General features: G+C 68.8%; 23 protein-coding genes and 1 pseudogene. 11 read left to right on the plus strand and 13 right to left on the minus strand.

From position 1 onward, the window contains the following. Positions 1–107: 107 nt before the first annotated feature. Positions 108–455 (minus strand): DUF3817 domain-containing protein, encoded by a 348-nt coding sequence (locus D473_RS0102635; protein WP_017607545.1) that lies wholly within the window; start codon positions 453–455, stop codon positions 108–110. 121 nt (positions 456–576) lie between these two features. Next, positions 577–1,473 (minus strand): LysR family transcriptional regulator ArgP, encoded by an 897-nt coding sequence (locus D473_RS0102640; protein WP_017607546.1) that lies wholly within the window; start codon positions 1,471–1,473, stop codon positions 577–579. 77 nt (positions 1,474–1,550) lie between these two features. On the opposite strand from D473_RS0102640, the gene D473_RS0102645 reads away from it, so the two are divergent. Together D473_RS0102645 and D473_RS0102650 are read left to right on the plus strand one after the other, a co-directional pair. Continuing rightward, the gene (locus D473_RS0102645) at positions 1,551–2,171 is read left to right on the plus strand and encodes a LysE/ArgO family amino acid transporter (RefSeq protein ID WP_017607547.1); all 621 of its coding nucleotides are present in this window, start codon (positions 1,551–1,553) and stop codon (positions 2,169–2,171) included. Between the two features lie 76 nt (positions 2,172–2,247). Continuing rightward, entirely contained in the window at positions 2,248–3,960 is a 1,713-nt protein-coding gene (locus tag D473_RS0102650) for an AMP-binding protein (RefSeq protein WP_017607548.1), read from the plus strand. A gap of 34 nt (positions 3,961–3,994) precedes the next feature. Here the strand turns inward: D473_RS0102650 and D473_RS0102655 are convergent, their stop codons facing one another. Both D473_RS0102655 and D473_RS0102660 read right to left on the minus strand, forming a co-directional pair. Then, positions 3,995–4,387, minus strand: a complete 393-nt coding sequence (locus tag D473_RS0102655; RefSeq protein ID WP_026126535.1) for a VOC family protein — start codon at positions 4,385–4,387, stop codon at positions 3,995–3,997. Positions 4,388–4,633: 246 nt separating this feature from the next. Continuing rightward, on the minus strand, positions 4,634–5,200 hold the full coding sequence (locus tag D473_RS0102660) for a TetR/AcrR family transcriptional regulator (RefSeq protein ID WP_017607550.1): 567 nt from the start codon (positions 5,198–5,200) through the stop codon (positions 4,634–4,636). Between the two features lie 86 nt (positions 5,201–5,286). On the opposite strand from D473_RS0102660, the gene D473_RS0102665 reads away from it, so the two are divergent. Next, on the plus strand, positions 5,287–5,748 hold the full coding sequence (locus tag D473_RS0102665; protein ID WP_017607551.1) for a nuclear transport factor 2 family protein: 462 nt from the start codon (positions 5,287–5,289) through the stop codon (positions 5,746–5,748). A 147-nt stretch (positions 5,749–5,895) separates the two neighbouring features. After that, a pseudogene (locus D473_RS26255) lies at positions 5,896–6,114 on the plus strand (integrase core domain-containing protein); the annotation flags it as partial. A gap of 72 nt (positions 6,115–6,186) precedes the next feature. Here the strand turns inward: D473_RS26255 and D473_RS0102670 are convergent. From D473_RS0102670 to fdhA, 3 genes are all read right to left on the minus strand, one after another. Further along, positions 6,187–6,630 (minus strand): protein-tyrosine phosphatase family protein, encoded by a 444-nt coding sequence (locus D473_RS0102670; protein WP_017607552.1) that lies wholly within the window; start codon positions 6,628–6,630, stop codon positions 6,187–6,189. 221 nt (positions 6,631–6,851) lie between these two features. Beyond that, on the minus strand, positions 6,852–8,012 hold the full coding sequence (locus D473_RS0102675) for a glycerol dehydrogenase (RefSeq protein ID WP_017607553.1): 1,161 nt from the start codon (positions 8,010–8,012) through the stop codon (positions 6,852–6,854). Between the two features lie 187 nt (positions 8,013–8,199). Next, positions 8,200–9,420, minus strand: a complete 1,221-nt coding sequence (gene fdhA / locus D473_RS0102680) for a formaldehyde dehydrogenase, glutathione-independent (RefSeq protein WP_017607554.1) — start codon at positions 9,418–9,420, stop codon at positions 8,200–8,202. 341 nt (positions 9,421–9,761) lie between these two features. Between fdhA and D473_RS0102685 the strand changes: the two genes are divergently transcribed. Continuing rightward, entirely contained in the window at positions 9,762–10,643 is an 882-nt protein-coding gene (locus tag D473_RS0102685) for a helix-turn-helix transcriptional regulator (RefSeq protein ID WP_026126536.1), read from the plus strand. 541 nt (positions 10,644–11,184) lie between these two features. Further along, a complete protein-coding gene (locus D473_RS0102690) occupies positions 11,185–12,135 on the plus strand; it encodes an aldo/keto reductase (RefSeq protein ID WP_017607556.1) in 951 nt (316 codons plus the stop codon). Positions 12,136–12,367: 232 nt separating this feature from the next. Here D473_RS0102690 and D473_RS0102695 read toward each other — a convergent pair whose 3' ends face one another. Beyond that, entirely contained in the window at positions 12,368–12,916 is a 549-nt protein-coding gene (locus D473_RS0102695) for a TetR/AcrR family transcriptional regulator (protein ID WP_017607557.1), read from the minus strand. A gap of 102 nt (positions 12,917–13,018) precedes the next feature. On the opposite strand from D473_RS0102695, the gene D473_RS0102700 reads away from it, so the two are divergent. Together D473_RS0102700 and D473_RS0102705 are read left to right on the plus strand one after the other, a co-directional pair. Continuing rightward, entirely contained in the window at positions 13,019–13,432 is a 414-nt protein-coding gene (locus D473_RS0102700; protein ID WP_017607558.1) for a nuclear transport factor 2 family protein, read from the plus strand. Beyond that, positions 13,429–14,247: an NAD(P)H-binding protein gene (locus tag D473_RS0102705; protein WP_017607559.1), complete on the plus strand. Its 819-nt coding sequence runs from the start codon at positions 13,429–13,431 to the stop codon at positions 14,245–14,247. The genes D473_RS0102700 and D473_RS0102705 overlap by 4 nt, the downstream gene beginning before the upstream one ends. 197 nt (positions 14,248–14,444) lie before the next feature. Here D473_RS0102705 and D473_RS0102710 read toward each other — a convergent pair whose 3' ends face one another. From D473_RS0102710 to D473_RS0102725, 4 genes are all read right to left on the minus strand, one after another. Next, positions 14,445–16,109 carry a glycoside hydrolase family 43 protein gene (locus D473_RS0102710; RefSeq protein ID WP_017607560.1) on the minus strand — a complete coding sequence of 555 codons (1,665 nt, stop codon included), beginning with the start codon at positions 16,107–16,109 and terminating at the stop codon, positions 14,445–14,447. 72 nt (positions 16,110–16,181) lie between these two features. Then, positions 16,182–17,048, minus strand: a complete 867-nt coding sequence (locus D473_RS0102715; RefSeq protein WP_017607561.1) for a carbohydrate ABC transporter permease — start codon at positions 17,046–17,048, stop codon at positions 16,182–16,184. Between the two features lies 1 nt (position 17,049). Continuing rightward, positions 17,050–17,937 carry a carbohydrate ABC transporter permease gene (locus tag D473_RS0102720; protein ID WP_017607562.1) on the minus strand — a complete coding sequence of 296 codons (888 nt, stop codon included), beginning with the start codon at positions 17,935–17,937 and terminating at the stop codon, positions 17,050–17,052. After that, a complete protein-coding gene (locus D473_RS0102725) occupies positions 17,934–19,229 on the minus strand; it encodes an ABC transporter substrate-binding protein (protein ID WP_017607563.1) in 1,296 nt (431 codons plus the stop codon). Before D473_RS0102725 ends, D473_RS0102720 begins: the two co-directional genes overlap by 4 nt. A gap of 198 nt (positions 19,230–19,427) precedes the next feature. Between D473_RS0102725 and D473_RS0102730 the strand changes: the two genes are divergently transcribed. Continuing rightward, positions 19,428–20,444 (plus strand): LacI family DNA-binding transcriptional regulator, encoded by a 1,017-nt coding sequence (locus D473_RS0102730; RefSeq protein ID WP_017607564.1) that lies wholly within the window; start codon positions 19,428–19,430, stop codon positions 20,442–20,444. Positions 20,445–20,583: 139 nt separating this feature from the next. Here D473_RS0102730 and D473_RS0102735 read toward each other — a convergent pair whose 3' ends face one another. After that, positions 20,584–21,087 carry an amidase family protein gene (locus tag D473_RS0102735; protein WP_026126537.1) on the minus strand — a complete coding sequence of 168 codons (504 nt, stop codon included), beginning with the start codon at positions 21,085–21,087 and terminating at the stop codon, positions 20,584–20,586. 207 nt (positions 21,088–21,294) lie between these two features. Here D473_RS0102735 and D473_RS0102740 point away from each other — a divergent pair, with 207 nt between their 5' ends. Both D473_RS0102740 and ctaD read left to right on the plus strand, forming a co-directional pair. Then, positions 21,295–21,639 carry a hypothetical protein gene (locus tag D473_RS0102740; protein WP_017607566.1) on the plus strand — a complete coding sequence of 115 codons (345 nt, stop codon included), beginning with the start codon at positions 21,295–21,297 and terminating at the stop codon, positions 21,637–21,639. Between the two features lie 129 nt (positions 21,640–21,768). Continuing rightward, a complete protein-coding gene (ctaD, locus tag D473_RS0102745) occupies positions 21,769–23,370 on the plus strand; it encodes an aa3-type cytochrome oxidase subunit I (protein WP_051042938.1) in 1,602 nt (533 codons plus the stop codon). The last annotated feature ends 93 nt before the right edge of the window (positions 23,371–23,463 follow it).

Here is a 23,463-nt window from a genome sequence, read left to right on the forward strand (position 1 = left end):
TCTTTTCGTGTTGATGCACATTGCTGCGGTCCGGTATCTGATGGTCGAGCAAAAAAAGGAACACAGAACCTTTTGGTTCAGTGTTCCTAAATGAGATCCGGAAACGTTCACGCCACGGGTTCTGCCTCGTTCTCGGTGCGCGCCACCGGAACCAGGCGCCCCGTCCGGTGCAGCCACCAGTCGGCCAGCAGGGTCGTCAACGGTGGAACCGAAGCCGCCAGGGTCGCCAGGGTCGCCCACAGGCCCCACCGGAACCGCAGCGCCGCGGCCAGCGCCACGAGCCCGTAGGCGACAAAAGCACCCCCGTGCAGCGGACCGAAGATCTGCACCCCGATCTCGTTGCCGCTGCCCAGGTACTTCACGCCCATGCCGATCAGGAGCCCGACCCAGGTGAAGGCTTCGAACGCCGCCACCACGCGAAAGATCAGGGCTGTCGTACGGGGTTTGATGTTCACGTTCTTCCTCGGGCTCTCCGGTAGGCCGCACACGACGGGGCCACGGCGCACCGTCCGGGACCCGGAACCAGGTTAGGGCACCGACGGCAGAGCACCCGGTCGGGGCCACGTGAGGGCCTACTCACCCCGGCGCGTGCAGATGCTCGGCGGCCGCAGCACGGACCGCGCCGGAGACCGCGTCCAGGGCCGGGGAGGAGACGTTCCACCGCTGCCAGTGCAACCGCACCCGGACCGGGTGCTCGGGCGCCAGCTCCACCAGACGCCCCGCCGCCACGAGTCCGGCGCACTGGTGCTCGGGCACCACGCCCCAGCCCAGGCCGAGCACGACCACCCGCGCGAAGTCCTCCGTGGCCGGCACGTAATGGCGCGGCCCCTCCGGCTCGCGTCCTGCGAACCCGCGCACGAAACGGTCCTGGAGCTCGTCGCTGCGGTCGTAGTTGACCACCGGGGCCCGCGCCAACGCGGCCGCGTCCTGGCCCCGCAGATGGCGCCGAGCGCAACCCGGGCTGCACACCGCCCGGTAGTGCAACGCTCCCAACGGGTGCACCGAACACCCCTGCACCGTCTCCGGGCGGGAGGTGACCGCCCCCATCACCGTGCCCGAACGCAACAACTCCGTGGTGTGCTGCTCATCCTCCCGGTGGATCTCGAAGACCGCCCCCAGATCCTCGGGGACGGCGGCCAGAGCCTCGGTGAACCACGTGGCCAGACTGTCGGCGTTGACCGCCAGCGGAACCGTCACCCGGCCGTGCTCGCGCCCCACGGCCCGCAGCGCCCGGGTGGTGTCCTCGTCCAGCATCACCACCTGCCGCGCGTGCCGCAGCACCACGTCGCCGGCCGGGGTCGTGCCCACCGGAGCGGTGCGCCGCACCAGCACCGTTCCCGCTGCCTGCTCCATCGCCCGCACCCGTTGGGAGACCGCAGAGGTACTCACCCGCAGCCGGTGGGCCGCACCCTCGAAGGAACCCTCCTCCACCAGGGCGGTCAAAGTGCGCAGATGGTCGAACTGGAACGGCACGTGAAGCTCCCCTTCACAGACCTGAAAAAGATGAATCCCACTGTACAGGCGGGACCGAAGCGTCCTAGCGTTCCGGCATGACCCCGCTGATCTCCCTGTTCACCGGCATGGGCACCGGGCTCGCCCTCATCGTGGCCATCGGTGCCCAGAACGCCCACGTGCTGCGCGTGGGCGTCCAGGCCCGGCCCGGCACCGTCCTGCCCCTCGTGGCCGTGTGCGCCCTCTCCGACGCCGTCCTCATCAGCGCCGGCGTGTTGGGAGTGGGCGCCCTCGTCCAGGCGCTGCCCTCCCTCATCGAGGCGATCCGCCTGCTGGGCGCGGTGTTCCTGCTCGCCTACGGCCTGATGGCCCTGCGCCGGGTCCTGCGCCCCGGTGCCCTGGTGGCCGCCGACGCGCCCGCCGGCCCCGGACGCGGCGGCGCCGTGGCCACCGCTCTGGTCCTGACCTGGCTCAACCCGCACGTGTACCTGGATACCGTGGTCCTGCTGGGGTCCCTGGCCAACCAGCAGGACGGCGACCTGCGCTGGTGGTGGGCGATCGGCGCCATCACCGGGAGTTTCCTGTGGTTCGCCGCCCTGGGTGGTGCCGCCCGCCTGCTGCGTCCCCTGTTCGCCCGCCCCGGCGCCTGGCGTGTGCTGGACCTGCTCGTGGCCGCGGTGATGCTCACACTCGGTACGCATCTGGCCCTGGCACCCTGAGCCCGAGGAGATGCATTCGGGATGATGCGGGCCATAACGTGTCGGTCCACGACCCGCACAGCGAACGGAGACCGGATTGAGCTCTGCCACCGACGCCCTGCGTGCAGCCCGCGATCAGCTGCTCGACCTGCGCACCGACCACGCCGCCGCCCTGGAACGCTTCACATGGCCCGACGTGGGGAGCCGATTCAACTGGGCGCACGACTGGTTCGACCCCATGGCCCGCGGCAACGACCGGCCGGCCCTGGTCATCGTGGAACCGGACGGCAGCCGCACCTGCCACACCTTCGACGAGATGGCCCGCCGTTCCGACCGCCTCGCCGTCTGGCTGTCCCGCCAGGGGGTGCGGCGCGGCGACGCGCTCCTGGCCATGCTCGGCAACCAGGTCGAGCTGTGGGACACCATGCTCGCGGCGATCAAACTCGGTGCCGTTCTGGTGCCCACCACCTCCGCCGTGGACCACGCCGGACTCGTCGACCGCATCGAACGCAGCGGCGCCCGCCACGTGGTCTGCGATGCCGGCGACACCGCCAAGTTCGCCGACGCGGGCACGGATCTCACCCGCGTGGCCGTCGGCGGCGCGCCCGGATGGCTCGACCCCACCGACGCCCAAGAGCTGGGGGAGGTGCGACCCGACCATCCCGGGAACGCTTCCACGGACCGTTTGCTGCTCTACTTCACCTCGGGCACCACCAACCGCCCCAAACTGGTCGAACACACCCACATCTCCTATCCCGTGGGCCACCTGAGCACCCTGTACTGGCTCGGCCTGCGGCCCGGCGATGTGCACCTCAACGTGTCCTCGCCCGGTTGGGCCAAGCACGCCTGGTCCAATTTCTTCGCACCCTGGTTGGCCGAGGCGACCGTGTTCCTGTACAACTACGAGCGCTTCGACGCCCAGGCCCTGCTCCGGCGCATGGCCTCGGAAGAGGTGACCACCTTCTGCGCCCCGCCCACGGTCTGGCGCATGCTCCTCAACGCCGACCTGTCCGGTGGCCCCGGGGCCCTGCGCGAGGCCATCGGCGCCGGCGAGCCCCTCAACCCCGAAGTCATCGCGCAGATCGAACACCATTGGGGCCTGACGATCCGCGACGGTTACGGCCAGACCGAGATGACCGCGACCGTCGCCAACACCCCCGGCCAGACCGTGCGCCCCGGATCCATGGGCCGCCCCCTGCCCGGTGTTCCCGTCGTGCTGGTCGACCCGGCCACCGGAGGGCCCGTGGAGCCCGGAACCGAGGGCGCGGAGGGCGAGATCTGCCTCGACCTGTCCCAGGCACCACTGACCCTCATGAGGGGCTACCAGGGCGACCCCGAGCGCGACGCCGAGGCCAAGGAAGGCGGTTACTACCACACCGGTGACGTGGCCACCATCGACACCGACGGGCAGATCACATACGTGGGCCGCACCGACGACGTCTTCAAATCGAGTGACTACAAGGTCAGCCCGTTCGAGGTGGAGAGCGTGCTCATCGAACACCCCGCCGTCGCCGAGGCCGCGGTCGTGCCCGCGCCCGACCCGGTGCGTCTGAGCGTGCCCAAGGCCTACCTCCTCCTGGCCCCGGGGCACGAACCCACCCGCGAGACCGCGCGTGCGGTCTTCGCCCACGCCCGGCAGAACCTGGCGCCGTGGCAGCGGGTGCGGCGCCTGGAGTTCGCGGCCCTGCCCAAGACCGTCTCGGGCAAGATCCGCCGCGTCGAACTGCGCTCACGCGAGCAGGAGGGCGCCGATACCGAGGGGGAGTGGCGCGAGGAGGAGTTCCCCGACCTGCGCACGGGCGGAGCCTGAGGCCGTAGCGGCCCCGGGCCGATGCGGCCCGGGGTCAGAGCTTGCGCTGGTCGCGCCGCAGGGGATGGTCCTCGGGGATCTGCACGAGGACGATGCGGATCCCGTCGGGGTCGGCGATCCAGCCCTCGACCAGGCCCCAGAACTCCTTCCGGGGCTCGCGCAGACCCTCGGCGCCCCGCTCGACCAGGCGCTGGTACTCGGCGTGCACGTCGCGCACCTGCATCCACAGCACCATGCCGGAGGGCGGGGTCGCCTCCGCGCTCCCCGAGATCTCCACGAGCCCGTTACCCAGGAAGAACACGGTCCCGGGGGACTCGGGGTCGCCGAACTCGCGATGTAGGGCCAGGCCGAGCACCTCGCGGTAGAAGGTGCGGCTGCGCTCGGGGTCGGTGGGACGGATCAACACTCGGCTACTCAGGACGTCCATGCCTTCGATCCTGCCCTGCCGAGCGCACCCCGGCCAAACCCGCGGACACCCTGTCGGGACCGCTCTCCCGCCCGGCACCGGGAACGCTCCTACCGCCGAGAGGCCCAGGTTGGTCACGGCTCGGTGACGGATTCCGCTGCGTGTTGACGCGGTGGCCCACGGCAACGTGCGCGTGAGGTCCCGGCCTTTCCGCGAACCCTTCCTGCGGTGTTGCGGGCAGAGAGGTTGTTGACGGCGTGGCCGTGATCAAGGTGTTCCGAGCAGCGTCGCGGCGGCTGCGCGCGCATGACGGGCTGGGGCAGGGTCGCCACTGATGCCGGCCGTCACGATGGCTCCTTCGGCGAGCAGGAAAACCGGTTCAACTGCCGCCAGCCCGGTGGGGTGGACCCACTCCGCGATCTGGTCGTGCAATGCCTGTTTGTGTGACCGGACTTCGGCCAGCACCGCCTCGGATGAGGGTCCGAGTTCGCCGTGGGCATTGATCCATGCGCAACCGCGGAAGCCGGGTTCTGCGAACCACTCGGCGAGCCAGTCGAAGATAGCGAGTGCGCGCTCACGGGGATCTACGACCGCCTCCACATAGGCGGTCAGGTTTGCTCTCCATCGCTGATCGCGACGTTTGAGCATCGCCACCACGAGGTCCTCCTTCGCCGCGAAGAGCCGGTAGATCCGCTTCAGCGGTAGACCGGATGCTGCCCGGACCTCATCCATGCCGACAGCCTGGATGCCGTGCTCGTAGAAGAGTCTCTCTGCTGCATCGAGCAGGGCGTCGCGGTCCAGTCGGCTCTGTTCCTCGGTGATCGGGGCCGGCATTCGGACTCCTCGGGGTTGAGAACGTACGTTCCCTATCGTAGGCTGCATCGGTAGAGAACGCACGTTCTCGCCGTTGGGAGGATGCAATGTCCGAAGACCGTCCGCCGTACCCGCCGTTCACACAGGAGACGGCCCTGCAGAAGGTCCAGGCGGCTGAGGATGCATGGAACACCCGCGACCCGCACCGGGTGGCACTGGCTTACACGCCTGACTCGACGTGGCGGAATCGGGGCACGTTCGTCCGCGGCCGCGAGGAGATCGTCGCGTTCTTGACACGGAAGTGGGAGCGTGAACTGGACTACGCACTGCGTAAGAGCCTCTGGGGTTTCCGCGAGAATCGGATCGCCGTCCGCTTCCAGTACGAGTGCCGCGACGCAGAAGGCCAATGGTGGCGCAGTTACGGCAACGAACTGTGGGAGTTCGACGAGCACGGCCTCATGCGGCGCCGCGAAGCGAGCATCAACGACGTTGCCATCACTGAAGCTGATCGGCGCATCCACGGTCCCCGGCCCAGCGATGAGTACGGCGCCGACATCCCGCTCCGGTAGTGCCCGACACCATGCCTCTCAGCCGGTGGGCTCAGGCAACACGACCGTCTGAGCCCACCGAGCTCGTGTAGCCGACAGGAAACGCTGTGCTCCACGCCAACGCGTCTCGAGCCATCGAGGGACGACGTCGCCTCTACGGAAACCAAGCCGTACACGCCGCGGCACAACGGGAAGGTGGAGCGCTATCAGCGCATTCTGGCTGAGGAGCTGCTCCACGCCCGCGACTTCTCCTGCGAGGACGCCCGCTCAGCAGCGATCGCGTTCTGGAGCATCCGCTACAACTACCACCGACCACACAGCGGAGCAGGCGGCCGGCCACCAGCCTCACGAGTCCCGACAGGCCTCACCAACGTCCAGCCCTCCTACATCTGGGTCCCGCTCGCGCCCTCGAGGGCTGAACGGGGTGCGGGTCCCGCCGGGTCGGGGCCCGCACCCCGTTCAGCTGTGCGCCCGCTCGGCGAAACGCCTCACGTAACGCTGCTGCCAGGGCGTCTCGACGGCGTTGGGGTCGTAGTTGTGGCGGACGTAGGACACCGCCTCCTCGGCCGGAACCCCGTCCAGAACGGCCAGGCAGGCCAAGGACGTGCCGGTACGGCCGTGGCCCCCTGCGCAGGCGATCTCCACCCGCTCGGCCTCGGCGCGCTCCCAGGCCTCCCGGAAGGCCCCGGCAGTGGCGTCGCGGTCCGTGGGCAGCCCGTAGTCGGGCCAGTGCAGCCAGCGGTTCGTCCAGGTGACGGCGGGCGGTTCATCTCCCAGCAGGTACAGGGCGAAGTCCGGGCGCGGCCCCGCAGGGAGCGGCCGTGCCAGGCTCCGTCCCCGGAACAGGCGTCCCGAGGGCATTCGCAGGACCCCCGGGGATCGGGTTTGCCAGGTCGTGCTCATCCGATGTTCGGGCGTGCAGTCCCCGCCTTCAGACGGGGAAACGCCCTCTCCTTCCTGGAACGTGCTGACGAATATCTAACGTGAACCGTTCACGTGCCCTTCTCACGAGGCGGTCGTGTCGATGAAGCCGGGGAAGGGGTACGTTACTCCTCTTCCCCGGGCTGCCCCAACCGGTCAGGGATCCGTATCGGGCGAACGTGCTGACGACAGGACGAAACTCCTCACGTGTAGTCCTCCGGGGTCGGTTCGCCGAGGCCGACCCGCGTCCGCGCGCGGCGGCCGATCCCCTCCACGGCATGCAGGGCGTCGCGCACGTCCCGGTGCGAGGGTTCGAAGGCGAGTTTGTGGATGGTCTCGGACGGGGCCATGGCCGCGCGCACGACCTCGTCCAGGACCGCGTCGTCGGCATCGCCCAGCCCGGCCTCGGTCAGGGTGGTGGGCAGGCCCGCACGTGCGGTGAACTCCGCGAAGGGATCGATCTCGGAGGCCGGAGCTCCTTCCAGGACCAGCTGGGTGAGCGAACCGATGTTGACCTTCTCCCCGTGGGTGAGGTGATGGGTCCGGTCCACCGCCGTGAGCCCGTCGTGGATCGCATGTGCGGCGGCCAGGCCGCCGGACTCGAACCCGAGGCCGGACAGCAGGGTGGTGGCCTCCACGACGGCCTCCACGTCCGGGGTGACCAGGTTCTTCTCCACGGCCTCCAGAGCCGGGAGCGCCGAGCGCCACAGCAGGTCCCAGCACAGTTCGGCCAGGGTGCTGCCCGCGTGGGTGGGAAGTCCCTCGACCATGTTCTGGCTGTGGGCCCGGCGCACGGCCCGCGCCTCGATCCAGGTGGCGAAGGCGTCGCCCACACCCGCGGACAGGAACCGGACCGGTGCCTCGGCCACATACTGGGTGTCCACGACCACCAGTGCCGGGTTCCGGTCGTAGAACCGGTAGGCCTCGAAGGAACCGGACTCGGTGTAGATCACCGAAAGGGCGGAGGTGGGGGCGTCGGTGGAGGCCACCGTCGCCGCGCTCACCCACGGCACCCCCGAGTTGTCCCCGGAGGCCTTGGCGGTGTCGATGGCCGTGCCGCCGCCCAGGCCGATGACGACGTCGTGCCCGCCCTCGTCGATCACTCTGGCGACACGCTCGGCCTCGGCGGAGGTCGGCACACCGCCGAACCGTTCGAAGACCAACGGGAGACCGGCCTCTTCGAAGGACTCCGTGATCACCTCTTCGGTCAGGCCGCGGACCACGTCGTCGGTCAGTACCAGGGGACGGCGGGATCCCAACCCGCTGATCAGGGCCCCCAGACGGCCCAGCGCGCCCCGGCCCTGAACGTAACGCCCGGGTGAGGCGAACACACTCACGGGCGTGCGGTCGGTTTTCTCGGACATGAGAAGCCCCCGTCGCGGTCGATACAAGAACATTCCACTATCGGGCTGGCCGTGTTTTTGCTCGTTAAACCGGTTTCGAGAGGTACTGGCGGGGTTTTGACCCTCCGAGCGGCCGGGACCTCATGCAGGACGAAGGCCCGGCCGGTACGCCCGGACGGGCCTGTCGGCGGCCGGTGGTTCCTCGGTCTCAGCCGGTACCCAGGTAACCGTTGGGGTCGAGCACGTACTTCTTGGCCGCGCCCTGGTCGAACTCCTGGTATCCGCGGGCGGCCTCCTCCAACGGGAGCGCGATCGCGTTCACGGCGTCGGCGATGTTCACCTTCTCGTGCAGGATCGCCATCATCAGCTCACGGTGGTACTTCATCGTCGGACACTGGCCCGTGAAGAAGGCGTGCGACTTCGACCATCCCAGACCGAAACGGATCGAGAGCGAGCCCTTCTTGGCGGCCTCGTCGGAGGCGCCCGGGTCGCCCGTCACGTACAGGCCCGGGATCCCGACCGAGCCGCCGGCCCGGGTCACGTCCATGGCGGTGTTGAGCACACTCGCCGGCGCCTCGCTGCCCGAATCGGAGCCCGTTCCGTGCGCCTCGAAGCCGACCGCGTCGACCGCGCTGTCCACCACCCGTGTGCCCAGCACCTCTTCGATGAGGTCGGCCGGATCCCCCTTCGAGATGTCGATGGTCTCGCAGCCGAACCCGCGCGCCTGGGCCAGGCGTTGCTCGTTGAGGTCGCCGACGACGACCACCGCTGCCCCCAGCAGCTGGGCGGCGGCCGCCGCGGCCAACCCCACCGGTCCGGCCCCGGCGACGTAGACGGTCGAACCCACACCCACCCCGGCGGTCACACACCCGTGGTAACCCGTCGGGAAGATGTCGGAGAGCATGGTCAGGTCCATGATCTTGTCCATGGCCTGGTCACGGTCGGGAAAGACCAGCAGGTTCCAGTCCGCGTAGGGCACCAGGACGTACTGGGCCTGGCCGCCCACCCAGCCGCCCATGTCCACGTACCCGTAGGCCGAACCCGGCTGGTCGGGGTTGACGTTGAGGCAGATCTCGGTGCGGCGCGCCTTGCAGTTGCGGCAGCGCCCGCAGGAGATGTTGAAGGGCACCGAGACCAGGTCGCCCTCCCGGACGAACTCCACACCCGGGCCGGCCTCGACGACCTTGCCGGTGATCTCGTGCCCCAGGACCAACCCCTGCGGCGCGGTGGTGCGGCCTCGGACCATGTGCTGGTCGCTGCCGCAGATGTTGGTGGCCACGACCTCGACGATCGCCCCGTGGGGGACCTTGCGCCCCACGTTGGCCGGGTTCACCCCGGGGCCGTCCTTGAGTTCGAACTCCGGATAAGCGATGTCCTGGACCTCGACCTCGCCCGGACCTTGGTAGACGACGCCTCTGTTGCCGGTCATGGTTCCTTGCCGCCTTTCTGCCCCGCGGGCATGGGGGAGTGATGGTGGTCACACCATTTCCCGTGGTCGGGGTGGTTAACCCGGGACGGAAGGGACGGATGTGCTCCTCGGGGCCGTCCGCACGAACGACACCACCGGCCGAGTCGAAGGATTCCGTTGAGAGCCCTTCAAAGCGGTTGGGAGATCCTGGGAGCTCCCGGAGGTCTCCCACCGGCCACGTCCTGGTCGTCGACGGCGGCCAGAGGCTCTGGGCTCCCGACACAGCACAGGCCCTGCCTGGTCTCTCCGAGGGGTTCCGGTAGGGCCTGCCGCCGTGTGGAACCTCTGCCTAACCTGGGAGCATGGACAGAAGAACCGTGCGCGAGTTCCTCATCAGCAGGCGGGCCCGCCTCACCCCGGAGCAGGCCGGTATCCCTGCCTACGGCGACGACCGCAGGGTGCCCGGGCTGCGCCGCGAAGAGGCGGCGGTACTGGCAGGGGTCAGCATCGACTACTACACCCGCCTGGAACGCGGCCACATCGCCGGGGCCTCCGACAGCGTCCTGGAGTCGATCGCCCGCGCCCTGAGACTGGACGGGGCCGAGCGCACCCACCTGTTCGACCTGGCCCGGGCTCCGTCCGGCACACGCGCCCCGGCCCGGAGGCCCTCGCCCGGCGGGGTGCGTACCTCGGTGCAGCGGGTCCTGGACTCGATGGGGACCCCGGCGATCGCCCACAACGCGCGCCAGGACCTGGTGGCCGCCAACCGGCTGGGCCGGGCCCTGTACGCACCGCACTTCGACACCGGCCGCACACCCAACACGGCGCGGTTCGTCTTCCTGGATCCGCGCGCCCAGGACTACTACGTCGACTGGCCCCTGGCCCGGCGCACCATCTCGGCGATGATGCGCCTGGAAGCCGGACGCAACCCCTTGGACGAGCAGCTCACCGCGCTGATCGGGGAGCTGTCGGCGCACAGCTCCGTCTTCGCCCAGGACTGGGCCCGCCACAACGTGCACAACCACCGCACCGGCACCAAGTCCTTCCGCCATCCCGATGTGGGCCTGGTCGAGGTGGACTTCGACGTGTTCGAGCCCGCCGGTGAGGAGCGGCTGTGGATCGTCACCTACACCGTCGAACCCGGCAGCCCTTCGGCGGACGCCTTCGCCCTGCTGGGAAGCCTGACAGCCACGAACGAGGGGGTGCGCCGGGAAGAAGGCGAGGACGTCGTCCGGCCCGACTGATCTACCTCAGCAGCATGCACCGGGGAGGAACCGCCGATGCGCGAGGGCGGACCGACCGGTACACGGAAGACGCGCTCGTACTCCGGCAGCAAGTTCTTCGTCACCGGCGCGGGTAACGGGAACGGGTGCGGGGGACCGCACGGGCCTTCGCCGAGGCCGGGCGCCGTGCTTTCGCCCTGCAGCGCGACGTGTCCGGCGAGCAACAGGTGGCCGATTCCGTCGCCCGCACCGTGGAGATCTTCGACAGACTCGACACGGCCCACGACAATGCGGGCATCATGTTCGCGCCCCTCGATAGATCTCGGCCCTGGCCGCGAGTACCGCACTCGTGGCCGGGCTCCCTGAATGCACCACCGCACCCGCCGGCCCGGGGGAGATCGGCACCCCGCCGTCCTCAACACCCGAAGCCCCGACCGCCCCGGCGCTCGAAGGGTCTCAGGGGGGACTCCCACGGGTACGGATCCGCTTCGGTGGGACGGGTGAGCGTCCCCGCCGACCGTGCTTCGCACCGGCCACTCCCACGCTCCACGACAGGAGAGACATGCACTCCGTACCCTTCGGCCCGACCGGCAGCCGCGTTCCCAACGTCGTCGCCGGCATGATGCGCATCGCCGACAAGACCGACGAGGACATCCGCGCCCTCTACACCGCCGCCCGCGACGCCGGCATCGACTTCTTCGACCACGCCGATCTCTACGGGTTCAACCACCCGGGTGGCGGGCCGCACCTGTGCGAGAGCAGGTTCAGTTCGGCCCTGGGCCTCAGCACCGCCGAACGCGAGCAGATCACGCTCCAGACCAAGACCGGCATCGTGTCCGAGGACTGGCACTACGACTCCTCCTACGACCACATCGTCGCCTCGGCCGAAAGATCGCTGCGGGCCCTGGACACCGACTACATCGACGTCCTGCTCATCCACCGCCCGGACGCGCTGGTCGAACCGGCGGAAGTCGCCCGTGCCTTCGATGACCTCGAGAGCGCCGGCAAGGTGCGTGCCTTCGGCGTCTCCAACCACACGCCACGACAGATCGAGTTGCTCAAGAGCGCCGTCCGCCAACCGATCGTGGCGAATCAGCTGCAGCTGTCCATCGCCCACGCCCCGATCATCACGCAGGGGCTGGCCTCGAACATGAGCACCGAGCCCGGAGCCGCCACCATCGATGGGGGCGGCATCATCGACTACTGCCGCCTCAACAACGTCACGGTGCAGGCCTGGTCGCCGTTCCAGAAAGGTTCCCGGGACGGCGTGTTCCTCGGTTCCGACGACTACCCCGAGCTCAACAGCGAACTCGACCGCCTCGCGGCCGAGTACGGCGCCACCCCCACCGCCATCGCAACGGCGTGGATCACCCGACACCCGGCGGCCATGCAGGTCGTGCTCGGTACCACCAGAGCGCAGCGGGTGAGCGAGGCCGCCGCGGGCTCGGACCTCCCGCTCACCCGTAGCGAGTGGTACGGCCTCGTCCAGGCCGCCGGCCACCACGTGCCCTGAACCGTACGGGTCCGCCGGCCCGTGCACCGGGCCGGCCGAGCGGGGCGTGGCCGAGGCTGAGAAGGAACTCGACCGGGCACGACACGAGGGACTCACGGAAGCGAGTTCGCCGGGACGGGATGCCTCACCTTGCTCTCGTACCGGCAGGATGCTCGGACAGACGCCCCGGGAGAGCGCGGGCCGTGGCGTGCAGGCGGCCGTGGTCATCACGCCGTCGAGTGGCGTCTGGGCCTCACGAGGATTCGGGCCCCAGGACCGAACGGACCAACGCCGACAGTCCTTCCTGCAAGCGCTCCTCGGGCCAGTCACCAAGATGCTCGACAAGATCGCTGCGGGTCGCCGCGAGTAGAGCGTGGGCGAGAAAGCCGGCGGCCTCCGGGCCGCGTGCCTCGACCACCAGGTCTTCGAGCCGGGAGTGCAGGCGGTCGTAACTCGAGTTGGTGTAGGGGCTGGCACCGCCCATGTTCTCCAGCGCGCGGGCCAGTGTTCGGTTCTCGACCTTGAACCGGAGTAGTGCGCCCATCAGGCGGGCGACGGTGCCCGCGGCGGGGCGGTCGCGATCATCCTCCAAAAACGCGTGCAACCGTTGCGCCCGCTCCTCGTACAGATCCCGGACCAGGCCGGCGCGGTCGCCGAAGCGCCGGAACAGGGTTCCCTTTCCGACGCCGGCCGCGGCGGCGATGTCATCCATCGACACCTGCTCCGGATCGTCCGCGGCGTCGAAGAGCTGTCCTGCAGCACGCAGTACGGCCTCCCGGTTGCGCGCGGCGTCTGCACGCACGGGACCACCCCCTTGATAAACGGACTGTCGGTCCGGTAAATTAACCGGACTGTCGGTCCGAACGATAGTAGGAGTGGGCACCCAACTGTGAAGGGCACACGCATGCCAAGCGATCCCGTCGAGGTCTTCCACCAAGGCTTGGATCTCCTCCTCGACAAAGATATGGACGGCTTCATCGGCCTGTTCACCGACGATGCGGTCATGGAGTTCCCGTTCGCACCGCCCGGGCGTCCCGACCGCTTGGAAGGGCACGCGGCCGTGCACGAATACCTGATCGGCTACCCGGACTGGCTCGACCTCCGCCGGATCAAGGACAGCACCGTGCACCAGACGCACGACCCGCGAGTCATCATCGCGGAGTTCTCCGCCGAAGGCGTGGTCGTCGCTTCCGGTGAGCCGTACCAAGCGCGCTACATTTCTGTCGTGACGATCCGGGACGGGCGCATCGCGCACTTCCGCGACTACTGGAGTCCCCTGGTGTTCTTCCAGGTGACAGATGGAGGTGGCAAGTCGTGAACACCCTCGTCATCGGCGGCACCGGCACCACGGGCAGCCGGGTCGCCCGAAAGTTGGGCGAACAGGGCCACCGGGCCCGGGTCGCCAGCAGGACCGGCAGCGGCGACCGCGTGCGCTTCGACTGGCACGATCCCGCGACCCACCGTGAGGCCTTGGCCGGCGTGGACGCCGTGTACCTGGTCGCTCCGATCGGCGAAGCCGACCCGGAGCCCCTCATGACGCCGTTCCTCGAACGCGCCGCCCGGGAAGGCGTCGGCCGTGCCGTCCTGCTCAGCGCTTCGGCCGTCGAACCGGGAACCCCCGGCCTCGGTCTCGTCCACGACCAACTGGTCGGCCTCTTCGACGGGTGGGCGGTCCTACGGCCGTCGTGGTTCATGGACAACTTCACCGGCGACCACCTCCACGCCCGGACCGCCCGGGAGTTCGGGGAGATCGTCAGCGCTACAGGGACGGGCCGTGTCGCCTTCGTCGCCGCCGACGACATCGCGGATGTGGCAGTCGCGGCTCTCATCGACCCCGTGCCGCACAACACCGACCACATCATCACCGGCCCGGAAGCACTGAGCTACGACGAGGTCGCCGCGATCCTCGGCGAAGTCACTGGGAGGCCGGTGCGGCACCGCTCCGTGAGCACCACCGAACTGGCCGGACGGTGGACCGAGTCCGGAATGCCGCCCGCGTTCGCCCGCCTCCTCGCAGATCTGGACGCCGCGGTTGCGGCCGGGGCGGAGGACAGGACCACCTCCGTCGTCGCGGAAGTCACCGGCCACGAACCGCGGTCGTTCAGGGGCGCGGTCTCAGCCGCGCTTCGCTGAGGAGGAGGGCAAGGAGAAGAGTTGCGTGGCCTTGACACCGCAGAACCGGAGGGCCATCTGCGCATTCCACGGTCGGAGTTGCATCGTGACGGCGCAGGCCAGGCACGAGGGCCTGTGGTCATGCGGCTGACCGGTCCGCTGCGGAAGGCGTGTGTCGCCCCCGCGGCGGACGGGTCAGCCACCCGCTCAGCCCTGACTCACCGGCATTGCGGCTGACCGGGACAGGAAGGGGCGGCTGTGCCCTCGTGGTAGATGGCATGGTCGAAGTCGGCGTGGCATCCGGTACCGGTCAGATCGTGCACCCACAGCCCCAGGAACGCCCCGGTGAAGCCCGACAGAGCGATGCGCCGGCCGTCGGCGGACCTCTCGTGCGCGTAGTCGTCGGAGAGGATGCTCGCGTCCAGCACCCCGCCCACCTCGGCCCACTCGCGGCCGTCCCGGGAGAGCATGAACCTCAGCTCCGCGCGGTCGATCTGTGCACGCAGGTGAAAGCGCTCCCAACCACTGACGTCGACCCGCTCACCCACCTCGCGCACGCGGCCGCGATCGGAGCTGAGCACCCCGGCGAACAGTCCGTCCCGCTCGTCGAAACCCACCCTCAAGTAGTGCCACTGCCGCATGTTGTAGTACGCCGTCAGACCGGCCATGCGCTGGAAGGTGCCGGTGGAGAATTCCATGGCCGTCTCCATGACGCACCGCTCGTGCTGCACACGACGGGCCACCAGGCTCGGGCGTCGGGTCCCGGAGGGGGACTGGCCTCCGTGCACGCGCAGGTGGCCGGGGCGCTCGGTCAGCGACACCCACCCCTCGTCCGGGTGGCGCCGAAGCGTACTCCACTCCGGGCCCAGGGTCGGGGAGTCGAAGCCGTCCTCGGCAGCAGCTGCGGGCCAGGGGTGGGGTTCCAGGTCCGGTCCTGGTACCACCACATGCGGGACCCCGCCCTCCACACGCGGCCATCCGTCTGTCCATTCCACTCGCTGCAGGGCGGTCTCGCGGCCGCGCACGCACCGTCCGCGTTCGGTGAGCGGACGCGAGGCCAGATGGGCCAGGTACCACTCGCCGTCCGGGGTGGCGACCAGGCTCCCGTGCCCTGCCTTCTGCAAGGGGAGGGAAGGGTCTTCGCGGGAGGAGAGCATCGGCCCGGCGGGGTCCACCTCGTAGGGTCCGGTGATCCGGCGGGAGCGCGCCACCGTCACTTGGTGGTCCCACTGTGTTCCGCCCTCGGCGGTGACCAGATAGCACCAGCCGTTCTCGCGGTACAGGTGCGGTGCCTCGGTCACGGCCGCCGAGGTGCCTTCGAAGATCACTCTCGGCTCGCCCAGGAGCCGCATCTCCTCGGTGTCCAGTTCCTGCAGCACGATCCCCGCGAACGCGTGCCGGTCGGGCCGCCAGTCGCTCAGGGTGCTGAGGACCCAGCTCCGGCCGTCCCCGTCGTGGAACAGGGACGGGTCGAAACCCATGGAGTGGATCGCTGCCGGGTCGCTCCACGGTCCGTGGATCGTGGGTGCGGTGCTCACGTAGTTCGGGGTGTCCCAGAAACCCTCGGCGTAGTTCTCCACGTTGGTGAAGATCAGGTGGAAGAGCCCGCGTGCGTACGACAGGTCGGGTGCCCATACCCCCGCTCCGTCGCGGTGCCCGGTCAGGTCCAGGAGGCGGCTTCGGTCCAGAACCCCTCCCAGGGGGCGCCAGTGGACCAGGTCCCGTGAGTGGTGCAGCAGCACACCCGGGCTCCACTCGAAGGTCGAGGTCGCTGTGTAGTAGTCCTCACCGACCCGCAGGATCGACGGGTCGGGGTGGAACCCGGGCAGGATCGGGTTGGTGATGGTCCCGGCGCGGGCGCCGGCCAGGGGGGAGGTCCTCATCAGGGCCTTTCGTCGAGGCGAGGGAACGGGCAGGGACGAGGCAGGTGCTGTCGGGTCGAGGGACGGTCGGGGCTATTTGCCGAAACCGGCGGCCAACCCGCTCAGCAACTGTCTGCGGCCGAACAGGTACAGGGCCAGGATCGGGACGGCCGACAGCACGACTGCGGCCATCAGCCCGGGAACGTCGGTGCCGTACTGGGTCTGGAAGGACCACAGGCCCAACGGCAGGACCCGGGTGGATTCGCTCTGGGTCAGTACCAGCGGGAAAATGAAGTTGTTCCAGGCGTTGAGGCCGACGAAGATCGCCACTGTCGCCACCCCGGGGCGCGACAGCGGCAGGACCAGGCGCAGGAACACCTGCCAGGTCGTGGCCCCGTCCAGGGCCATCGCCTCGTACAGCTCCCCGGGTACGTCCCGCAGGGAGCTGGTGAGTACCACGACGGAGATCGGCAGAGTGAACGCGGCGGTGGGCAGGATGATCGCGGTCAGGCTGTCGTACAGGTTCAGCCGCGTGATGATCAGGTAGATCGGGATGATCACGGCCTGAGCGGGCACCGCCAGCCCCAGCAGGAACAGCATGAAACCGACCCGGACCATCCGGCTGCGGCTGCGCACGATGGCGAAGGCCGCCGGTACCGCCACCAGCAGGACCAGAGCGATCGAGCCGGTGCCCACGATCAGGCTGTTGGTCAAGAACCCGAGGAAACCGACCTCGAAGACGTTGATGTAGTTGTCGAGGGTGAGGGACTCGGGGATCGACAGGGGCCCCTGAGACATGTAGTCGCCGGGGCCGCGCAGGCTGGTGACGACGAGGTAGTACAGCGGGACCACCACGGCCAGCAGCCACAGGGCGGCGCCGAGACCCGACGCGTACGCCGGCCGCTTGCCCGGCCTGGGACGCAGCCGGGCGGATACGCGCGTGAGCATTCCGGCGGCCATGTCAGAGCCCCTCCCGTTGACTGGACATACGTGAGTAACCGGTCACCCGGACCACCAGCAGCGACAGCCCCGTGCCCAGGACCACGAGCAGCACCGCGATCGCGCTCGCGTAACCCATCTCGAAAGAGACGAAACCCTGCTCGTACATGTGCAGCGGAAGGATCCGGGTCGCGTTGCCCGGCCCGCCCGCGGTTAGGAGCAGGACCGTCTCGAAGTAGGTCATGGACCCCACCAGGATCAGCACCGAGGAAGCGATGACGGTGTGGCGCAGTTGGGGGACGGTGATGCGCAGGAACCGTTGGAGCCCGGAGGCCCCGTCCAGCTCGGCGGCCTCGTAGAGCGAACGCGGTACCTGCCGGGCCGCGGCCTGGTACAGGAGCATGTGGAAGGGCAGGAACTGCCAGAGCAGCACGAACACGATCGCGTACAGGGCCAGGGTCGGGTCTCCGAGAAGGTTGCTCGGGGCAAGGCCGAACCAGTCGTCGAGCTGGGCGGGTACGCCGAAGTGCGGTTCGAACAGGGCCTGCCAGACCAGTGCGATCGCTGCCGTGGACAGCAGCAGCGGCAGGAAGAAGACCGCGCTCACCACCGCACGGCTCTTCTGGGGGCCCGCGGCCCAGACCCCGAAGGCGAGCGCGAGCGGTGTCTGGGTGGCCCAGCACAGAACGGTCAGACCCAGGGTGAGGGCGAGACCGCCCCGGACCTGTGCGTCGCCGGACAAGGCGCTCCAGTTCGCTGTTCCCACCCACTCGGGGTCGCCGAGTCCGCTCCACGAGGTGAAGCTCAGGTAGCCCACGATGGCCACGGGGGCCAGGCCGAACAGTGCGAAGAACAACAGGGCCGGAACGACCCAGGCAAAACCCGGCCGTTCCGTGGTGGAAGAACTCACCGGAGCTGCTCCATCTCCTGCGCGAACTCCTCCGGCGTGAGGTCTTCGAGGAAGAGGAGCTGGAGGTTGGTCAGCATCGCCTCGGCTTCTGCCGGAGGCAGCGCCTGGTCCCAGGACTGCGTGAAGGTCGGTGCCTCGGAGACCAACTGGTGTGTGAACGTGGCGAACTCGGCGTGGTCGCTCTGCTGGAGCTCGTCCTCGATGCCTTCGACGGCAGGGACCTGGCCGGCATCGATGAGTTCGTCCACGTATTCGTCGGAGGCCATGGTCTCGACCAGGAAGTCGACCGCGGCGTCCGTGTGGTTGCTGGTGTCGTTGACGGAGAAGAAGTTGCTGGGGTTGCCGACGATCGCGTTGGGCTCGCCCGCGCCCTCCTCCAGGACGGGGAAGGAGGTGTAGCCGAGATCGCCGTTCTCGACGAACTCGGGGTTGTTCTCCATCTGCTGGGCCAGGTCCCAGCTGCCCATGAGGAACATCGCGGACTCACCGGTGGCCAACAGCGCGGAGGCGCTCCCATTGTCGTAGTCGATGGAGGAGAAGTTGGGTCCGAAGGCCCCCGACCCGACCAGCTCTTGGCACATCTCCAAGGCCTGGAGGACGGCCGGGTCGTTCCAGGAACCCTCCTCTTGCTCGGTGATGGCCTGGAACACCTCCGGCCCGCCGACCCGGTCCACCAAGTAGGAGAACCACATCAATTGGGTCCAGCCCTGGGCCCCGGGCAGGGTGATCGGGGTGGTTCCCTCCTCCTTCAGGGTCTCGACCGCAGCCAGGAGATCCTCGTAGGTCTCGGGCGGCTCCAGTCCGGCGCTCTCCAGGACGGGCTTGTTGTAGTACATGACCACCGGCTGGACCCCGAGCAGGGGAACCCCGTAGTAGGAGCCGTCGATCCGGGCCACGTCGAGCACGCTCGGGAGGAAGGCGTCCCGGAACTCGGGGTTGTCGTCCAGGTCCTGCGTCATGTCGTGGACCTGGCCCTGCGCGGTGTACTCGGCCAGGTTGCCGCCGCCCCAGTTGAAGAACACGTCGGGGGCCTCGGGTGAGCCGAGCGCTACCTGTAGGCGCTGCTTGTAGGCGTCGTTGACGAAGGTGACGAGTTCGGCGGGAACTTCCCGGGTCTCGTTGTGTGCGTCGATCCCCTGCTCGACGATCTCGTTGACCGCCGCGTCCTCGAGGGCCCAGACCTGCATGGAGGCCGAGTCCGCGGGACCGGAGGTCCCGCAGCCGGTGGTCAGGGTCAGGCAGAGGGCCAGGGAGGCACTGCTGATCACAGGAGCTCGGTAGGTGCGGTTCATGGTGTTGACACCGATCTTCTGGGGGGTACGGTCCGAAAAGTTTCGACCGGGAAGATTGACGCTAAGTCGCTGCCGTTCCCACGTCAATAGGGTCTGTTGTCGCGAGAAGGTTGCGATGTGGGGTACCGAAAAATTTTCGATATAGGATCTACCGAAGAGGGGGAGGCGGGACCCGCCCCCGCAGCGACGAGGAGACACATGGCGAAGCAGCACCCCACCCTGACCGAGATCGCAGGTGAAGCGGGGGTCTCCGTCTCCACCGTCTCCAAGGTCATCAACGGCCATCTCGACGTTGCCGCGACCACCCGCCGCCGAGTGGAACAACTCCTGGAGAAACACCGCTACCAACCGCGGGGCAACGGGGAACGCCGTGCCGGGGGCCTCATCGATCTCGTTTTCCCGGACCTGACCAGTCCGTGGGCGCTGGAGATCATCGCAGGGGTCGAGGAGGTCACGCACGAGGCCGGGTTCGGCGTCGTCGTCTCCGCCGTCCACGACCGAAAACGCAGCAGGCCGGGCCGCAAGTGGTTGGAGAACGTCCGCACACGTTGTTGCGACGGTGTGGTCCTGGCGCACTCCGAGCTCTCCGCCCAGCAGCAGGACCAGCTCGATGCCCTGGGCATATCAGTGGTGAGCGTCGACCCCGTCGGCAACCCGGCGAGCAGCATCCCCGCTGTGGGCGCGGCCAACTGGGACGGGGGCCTGACAGCAACCGAACACCTGCTCGGGCTGGGCCACGAGCGCGTCGCCACCCTCACCGGACCGCCCGAGGTCATGTGCAGCCGGGCCCGTGTGGACGGCTACCGCAGCGCCATGCGCGGAGCCGGGCTCGGCGTCCCGGAGGGCTACATCCGCCACGGCGACTTCCTGCCCGGGACCGGTGAGGAACTGACCGAGGAGCTCCTGGACCTGCCCGAACCGCCCACGGCGATCTTCGCCGGTTCGGACCAGATGGCCAGCGGTGTCTACGACGCCCTGCACAAACGAGGACTGCGCGTGCCCGAAGAGGTTTCGGTGGTGGGTTTCGACGACCTGCCCGAGGCCCGGCAGGTAACCCCTTCGCTCACCACCGTCCGCCAGCCGCTGCGTGACATGGCCCAGTTCGCCACGCGCATGCTGTTCGACCTCATCAACGGCAACGAACCCGAAACCACCCGGGTGGAACTGTCCACCCGCCTGATCGAGAGGCACAGCACCGCCCCGCCCAAGGGATGAGCTGCCCGGGGCAGTCCCGAAGAGGTCCGGTGCAGCGGCACCGACATCGCCGGGGTCCCGGTCAGGTCGGCCGTCAACTTGGCTTCCTCCCCGCTGTGAAGAACGGGGATCGCGATACACGCTCACGCGTGCACGGGCCCTACGGCCCGGCCCTCACAGGCCCGGTTTCCTGCTTCGCCGCCGACCCGCCCGAGGCCCCGCCCGGTGTGTGCCCGGTGTTCCACGGGTTGCGGGCCGGGCCGAACTCGCGCGGTTCCGTCACGGCCTTGGCCCCGAACTCGGGCACGTTGGTCTTGGCGAACGGCACGAGACCGGCCTGCAGCCAACGCCGCACCACCTCCGAGTGCCGGGCCGCCGGCACGCGCCGCATGGCCCGGTCGCCCGCCGAGGTCGGGAACCCCGCGTAGTCCTGGAAGAGGTCCTTGATCAGGAGCGGCACACCTGCCAACGGCCCTTGGCGCCCCTCCTCGATCAGCCGGCGCGCCTCGGCGTGCATGGGCAGGACGGTCGCGTTGATGTGGGGATCGACCTGTTCGGACCGGGCGAGGGCCGCGCTCAGCGCCTCGCCGGCACCGACCTGCCCCTCCCGGATCAGCCCGGCCAGGCCCACCGCATCGTGTTTCAGGCACTCGTCGACTCGCATATCCGGCACCTAACACCGAACTGGAACACGTTCTTGTTATGGCCCCACTCCGGCGGGTTCGACCCGGTTCGGGGTGGGAGGTGACGACCCTCCCGGTTGGCCACGGAGCTCGGTCCCGCCGCCCGCAGTGCTCTAGCGTCGGCCTCTGTCGTCCGTTCCGGGGTGCGCGAGTCCGCGGACGCGTCCCCGCCGCCGGGAGGATCTCAGATGGAGCGACCCGCAATCGCGCGCGAGCAACACGGGCAACGTCTGGTGCTCTGCGCTCTGATGCTCGCCGCCACCACGTCCCTCACCGCCTGGTACGCCACCGGGCTCGTGTACTTCGCGGTGGCGGCCGCGGCCGCCACCGCCCTCGTCGTGGGCTGTGCCCTGGTGTGGTGCTCCTCGCGCAGCGTCCAGCTGCACGGCGGCCCCATGGACGGCGCGCGCGTGCGTGTGGCACCCAACGGCCGGCTGCCCGGTGCACACCTCGACGTGCGCACCTTCGACGGCGAGCGGGCGCGCTACGGCAGGGACAGGACCGGACGGCTGACCTTCCGCGGCGGTAGCTGACGGCGCGGCGAACGAGAGCCGAGTCGGCCCGGTGAGCGGGCCGACCGACGAGGAGCATTCGAAGGAGACGCCGTGGCGCTGGACCAGGAGACGCCGCAGAGGACCGGGGAGAGCACCCGTGAGGGGTCGATGATCGTCAATTGGCTGACGTCGACCGACCACAAGGTGATCGGGTACATGTACCTGATCACCTCGTTCGGGTTCTTCCTGTTCGCAGGCCTGCTGGCGCTGTTCATCCGTCTGGAACTGTTCGAACCGGGCATGCAGTTGTGGACGCACGAGCAGTTCAACCAGTTCTTCACGATGCACGGCACGATCATGCTGTTGCTGTTCGCGACCCCGCTCTTCATCGGGTTCTCGAACGTCATCATGCCGCTGCACATCGGTGCACCCGACGTGGCGTTCCCGAGGATGAACCTGTTCAGCTACTACCTGTTCCTCTTCGGCGGGCTCATGGTCATTGCCGGTTTTGCCACGCCCGGAGGCGCGGCCAGCTTCGGGTGGTTCGCCTACAACCCGCTCTCGGACGCGGTGCGTTCACCGGGTCTGGGCGGTGACCTGTGGGTCCTGGGCCTGCTCGTCTCCGGTCTGGGCACGATCCTGGGCAGCGTCAACTTCATCACCACCGGCGTGTGCATGCGCGCGCCCGGCATGACGGTTTTCCGCATGTCGATCTTCACCTGGAACGCGCTGCTGACCAGCGTGCTCGTGCTCCTGGCCTTTCCCGTGCTGACCGGTGCGCTCGTCGCCCTGGGCGCGGACCGCATGATCGGTACGCAGGTCTTCAACCCAGAACACGGCGGCGCCATCCTGTGGCAACACTTGTTCTGGTTCTTCGGACCCCCCGAGGTCTACATCATCGCGCTGCCGTTCTTCGGCATCGTCACCGAGGTCCTGCCGGTCTTCAGCCGCAAACCGATCTTCGGCTACAAGGGCCTGGTGGCGGCGACGATCGCCATCGGCGGCCTGTCCATGACCGTGTGGGCGCACCACATGTTCCCCACCGGCGCGGTGCTGCTGCCCTTCTTCTCCTTCTTCTCGTTCCTCATCGCGGTCCCGACCGGGGTGAAGTTCTTCAACTGGGCCGGCACCATGTGGCGCGGACAGCTCACCTTCGAGACACCGATGCTGTTCACCCTCGGGTTCCTGGCCACCTTCCTCTTCGGCGGCCTGACGGGGGTGCTGCTGGCTTCCCCGCCGATCGACTTCCACGTCACCGACTCCTACTTCGTGGTGGCGCACTTCCACTACGTCGTGTTCGGCACCGTGGTCTTCGCGATGTTCGCCGGGTTCTACTTCTGGTGGCCCAAGTTCACCGGGAAGATGCTCAACGAGAAGATCGGCAAGGCCCAGTTCTGGTTGCTGTTCCTGGGCTTCCACGGCACCTTCCTGGTCCAGCACTGGCTGGGTGCGGCCGGCTTCCCCCGCAGGTACGCCGACTACCTGCCCGGCGACGGCTTCACCACGCTGAACCAGATCTCGTCGGTGTCCTCGCTGGTGCTGGGGGCCTCGACGCTCCTCTTCTTCTGGAACATCGTGCACACTGCACGGCGCGCGCCCAAGGTGGGCAGCGACGACCCGTGGGGGTACGGCTGCTCCCTGGAGTGGGCGACCTCGTGCCCGCCGCCGCGGCACAATTTCGCGTCGCTTCCGCGGATCCGGTCCGAGCGTCCGGCTTTCGATCTGCACCACCCCAACGCGCGTGCGTTCAGCGGGGGTACGGGGGCCTGACCTGCGGGGTTCCTGGTCTACAAGCGGTCCCTTCCGGGGTGTGTTCCCGGCGGTAAGGCCGGGCAGGGCGATCCCCGAGGAGACGGACACACT

This window comes from Nocardiopsis xinjiangensis YIM 90004 (assembly GCF_000341145.1).
Lineage (GTDB): Bacteria > Actinomycetota > Actinomycetes > Streptosporangiales > Streptosporangiaceae > Nocardiopsis > Nocardiopsis xinjiangensis.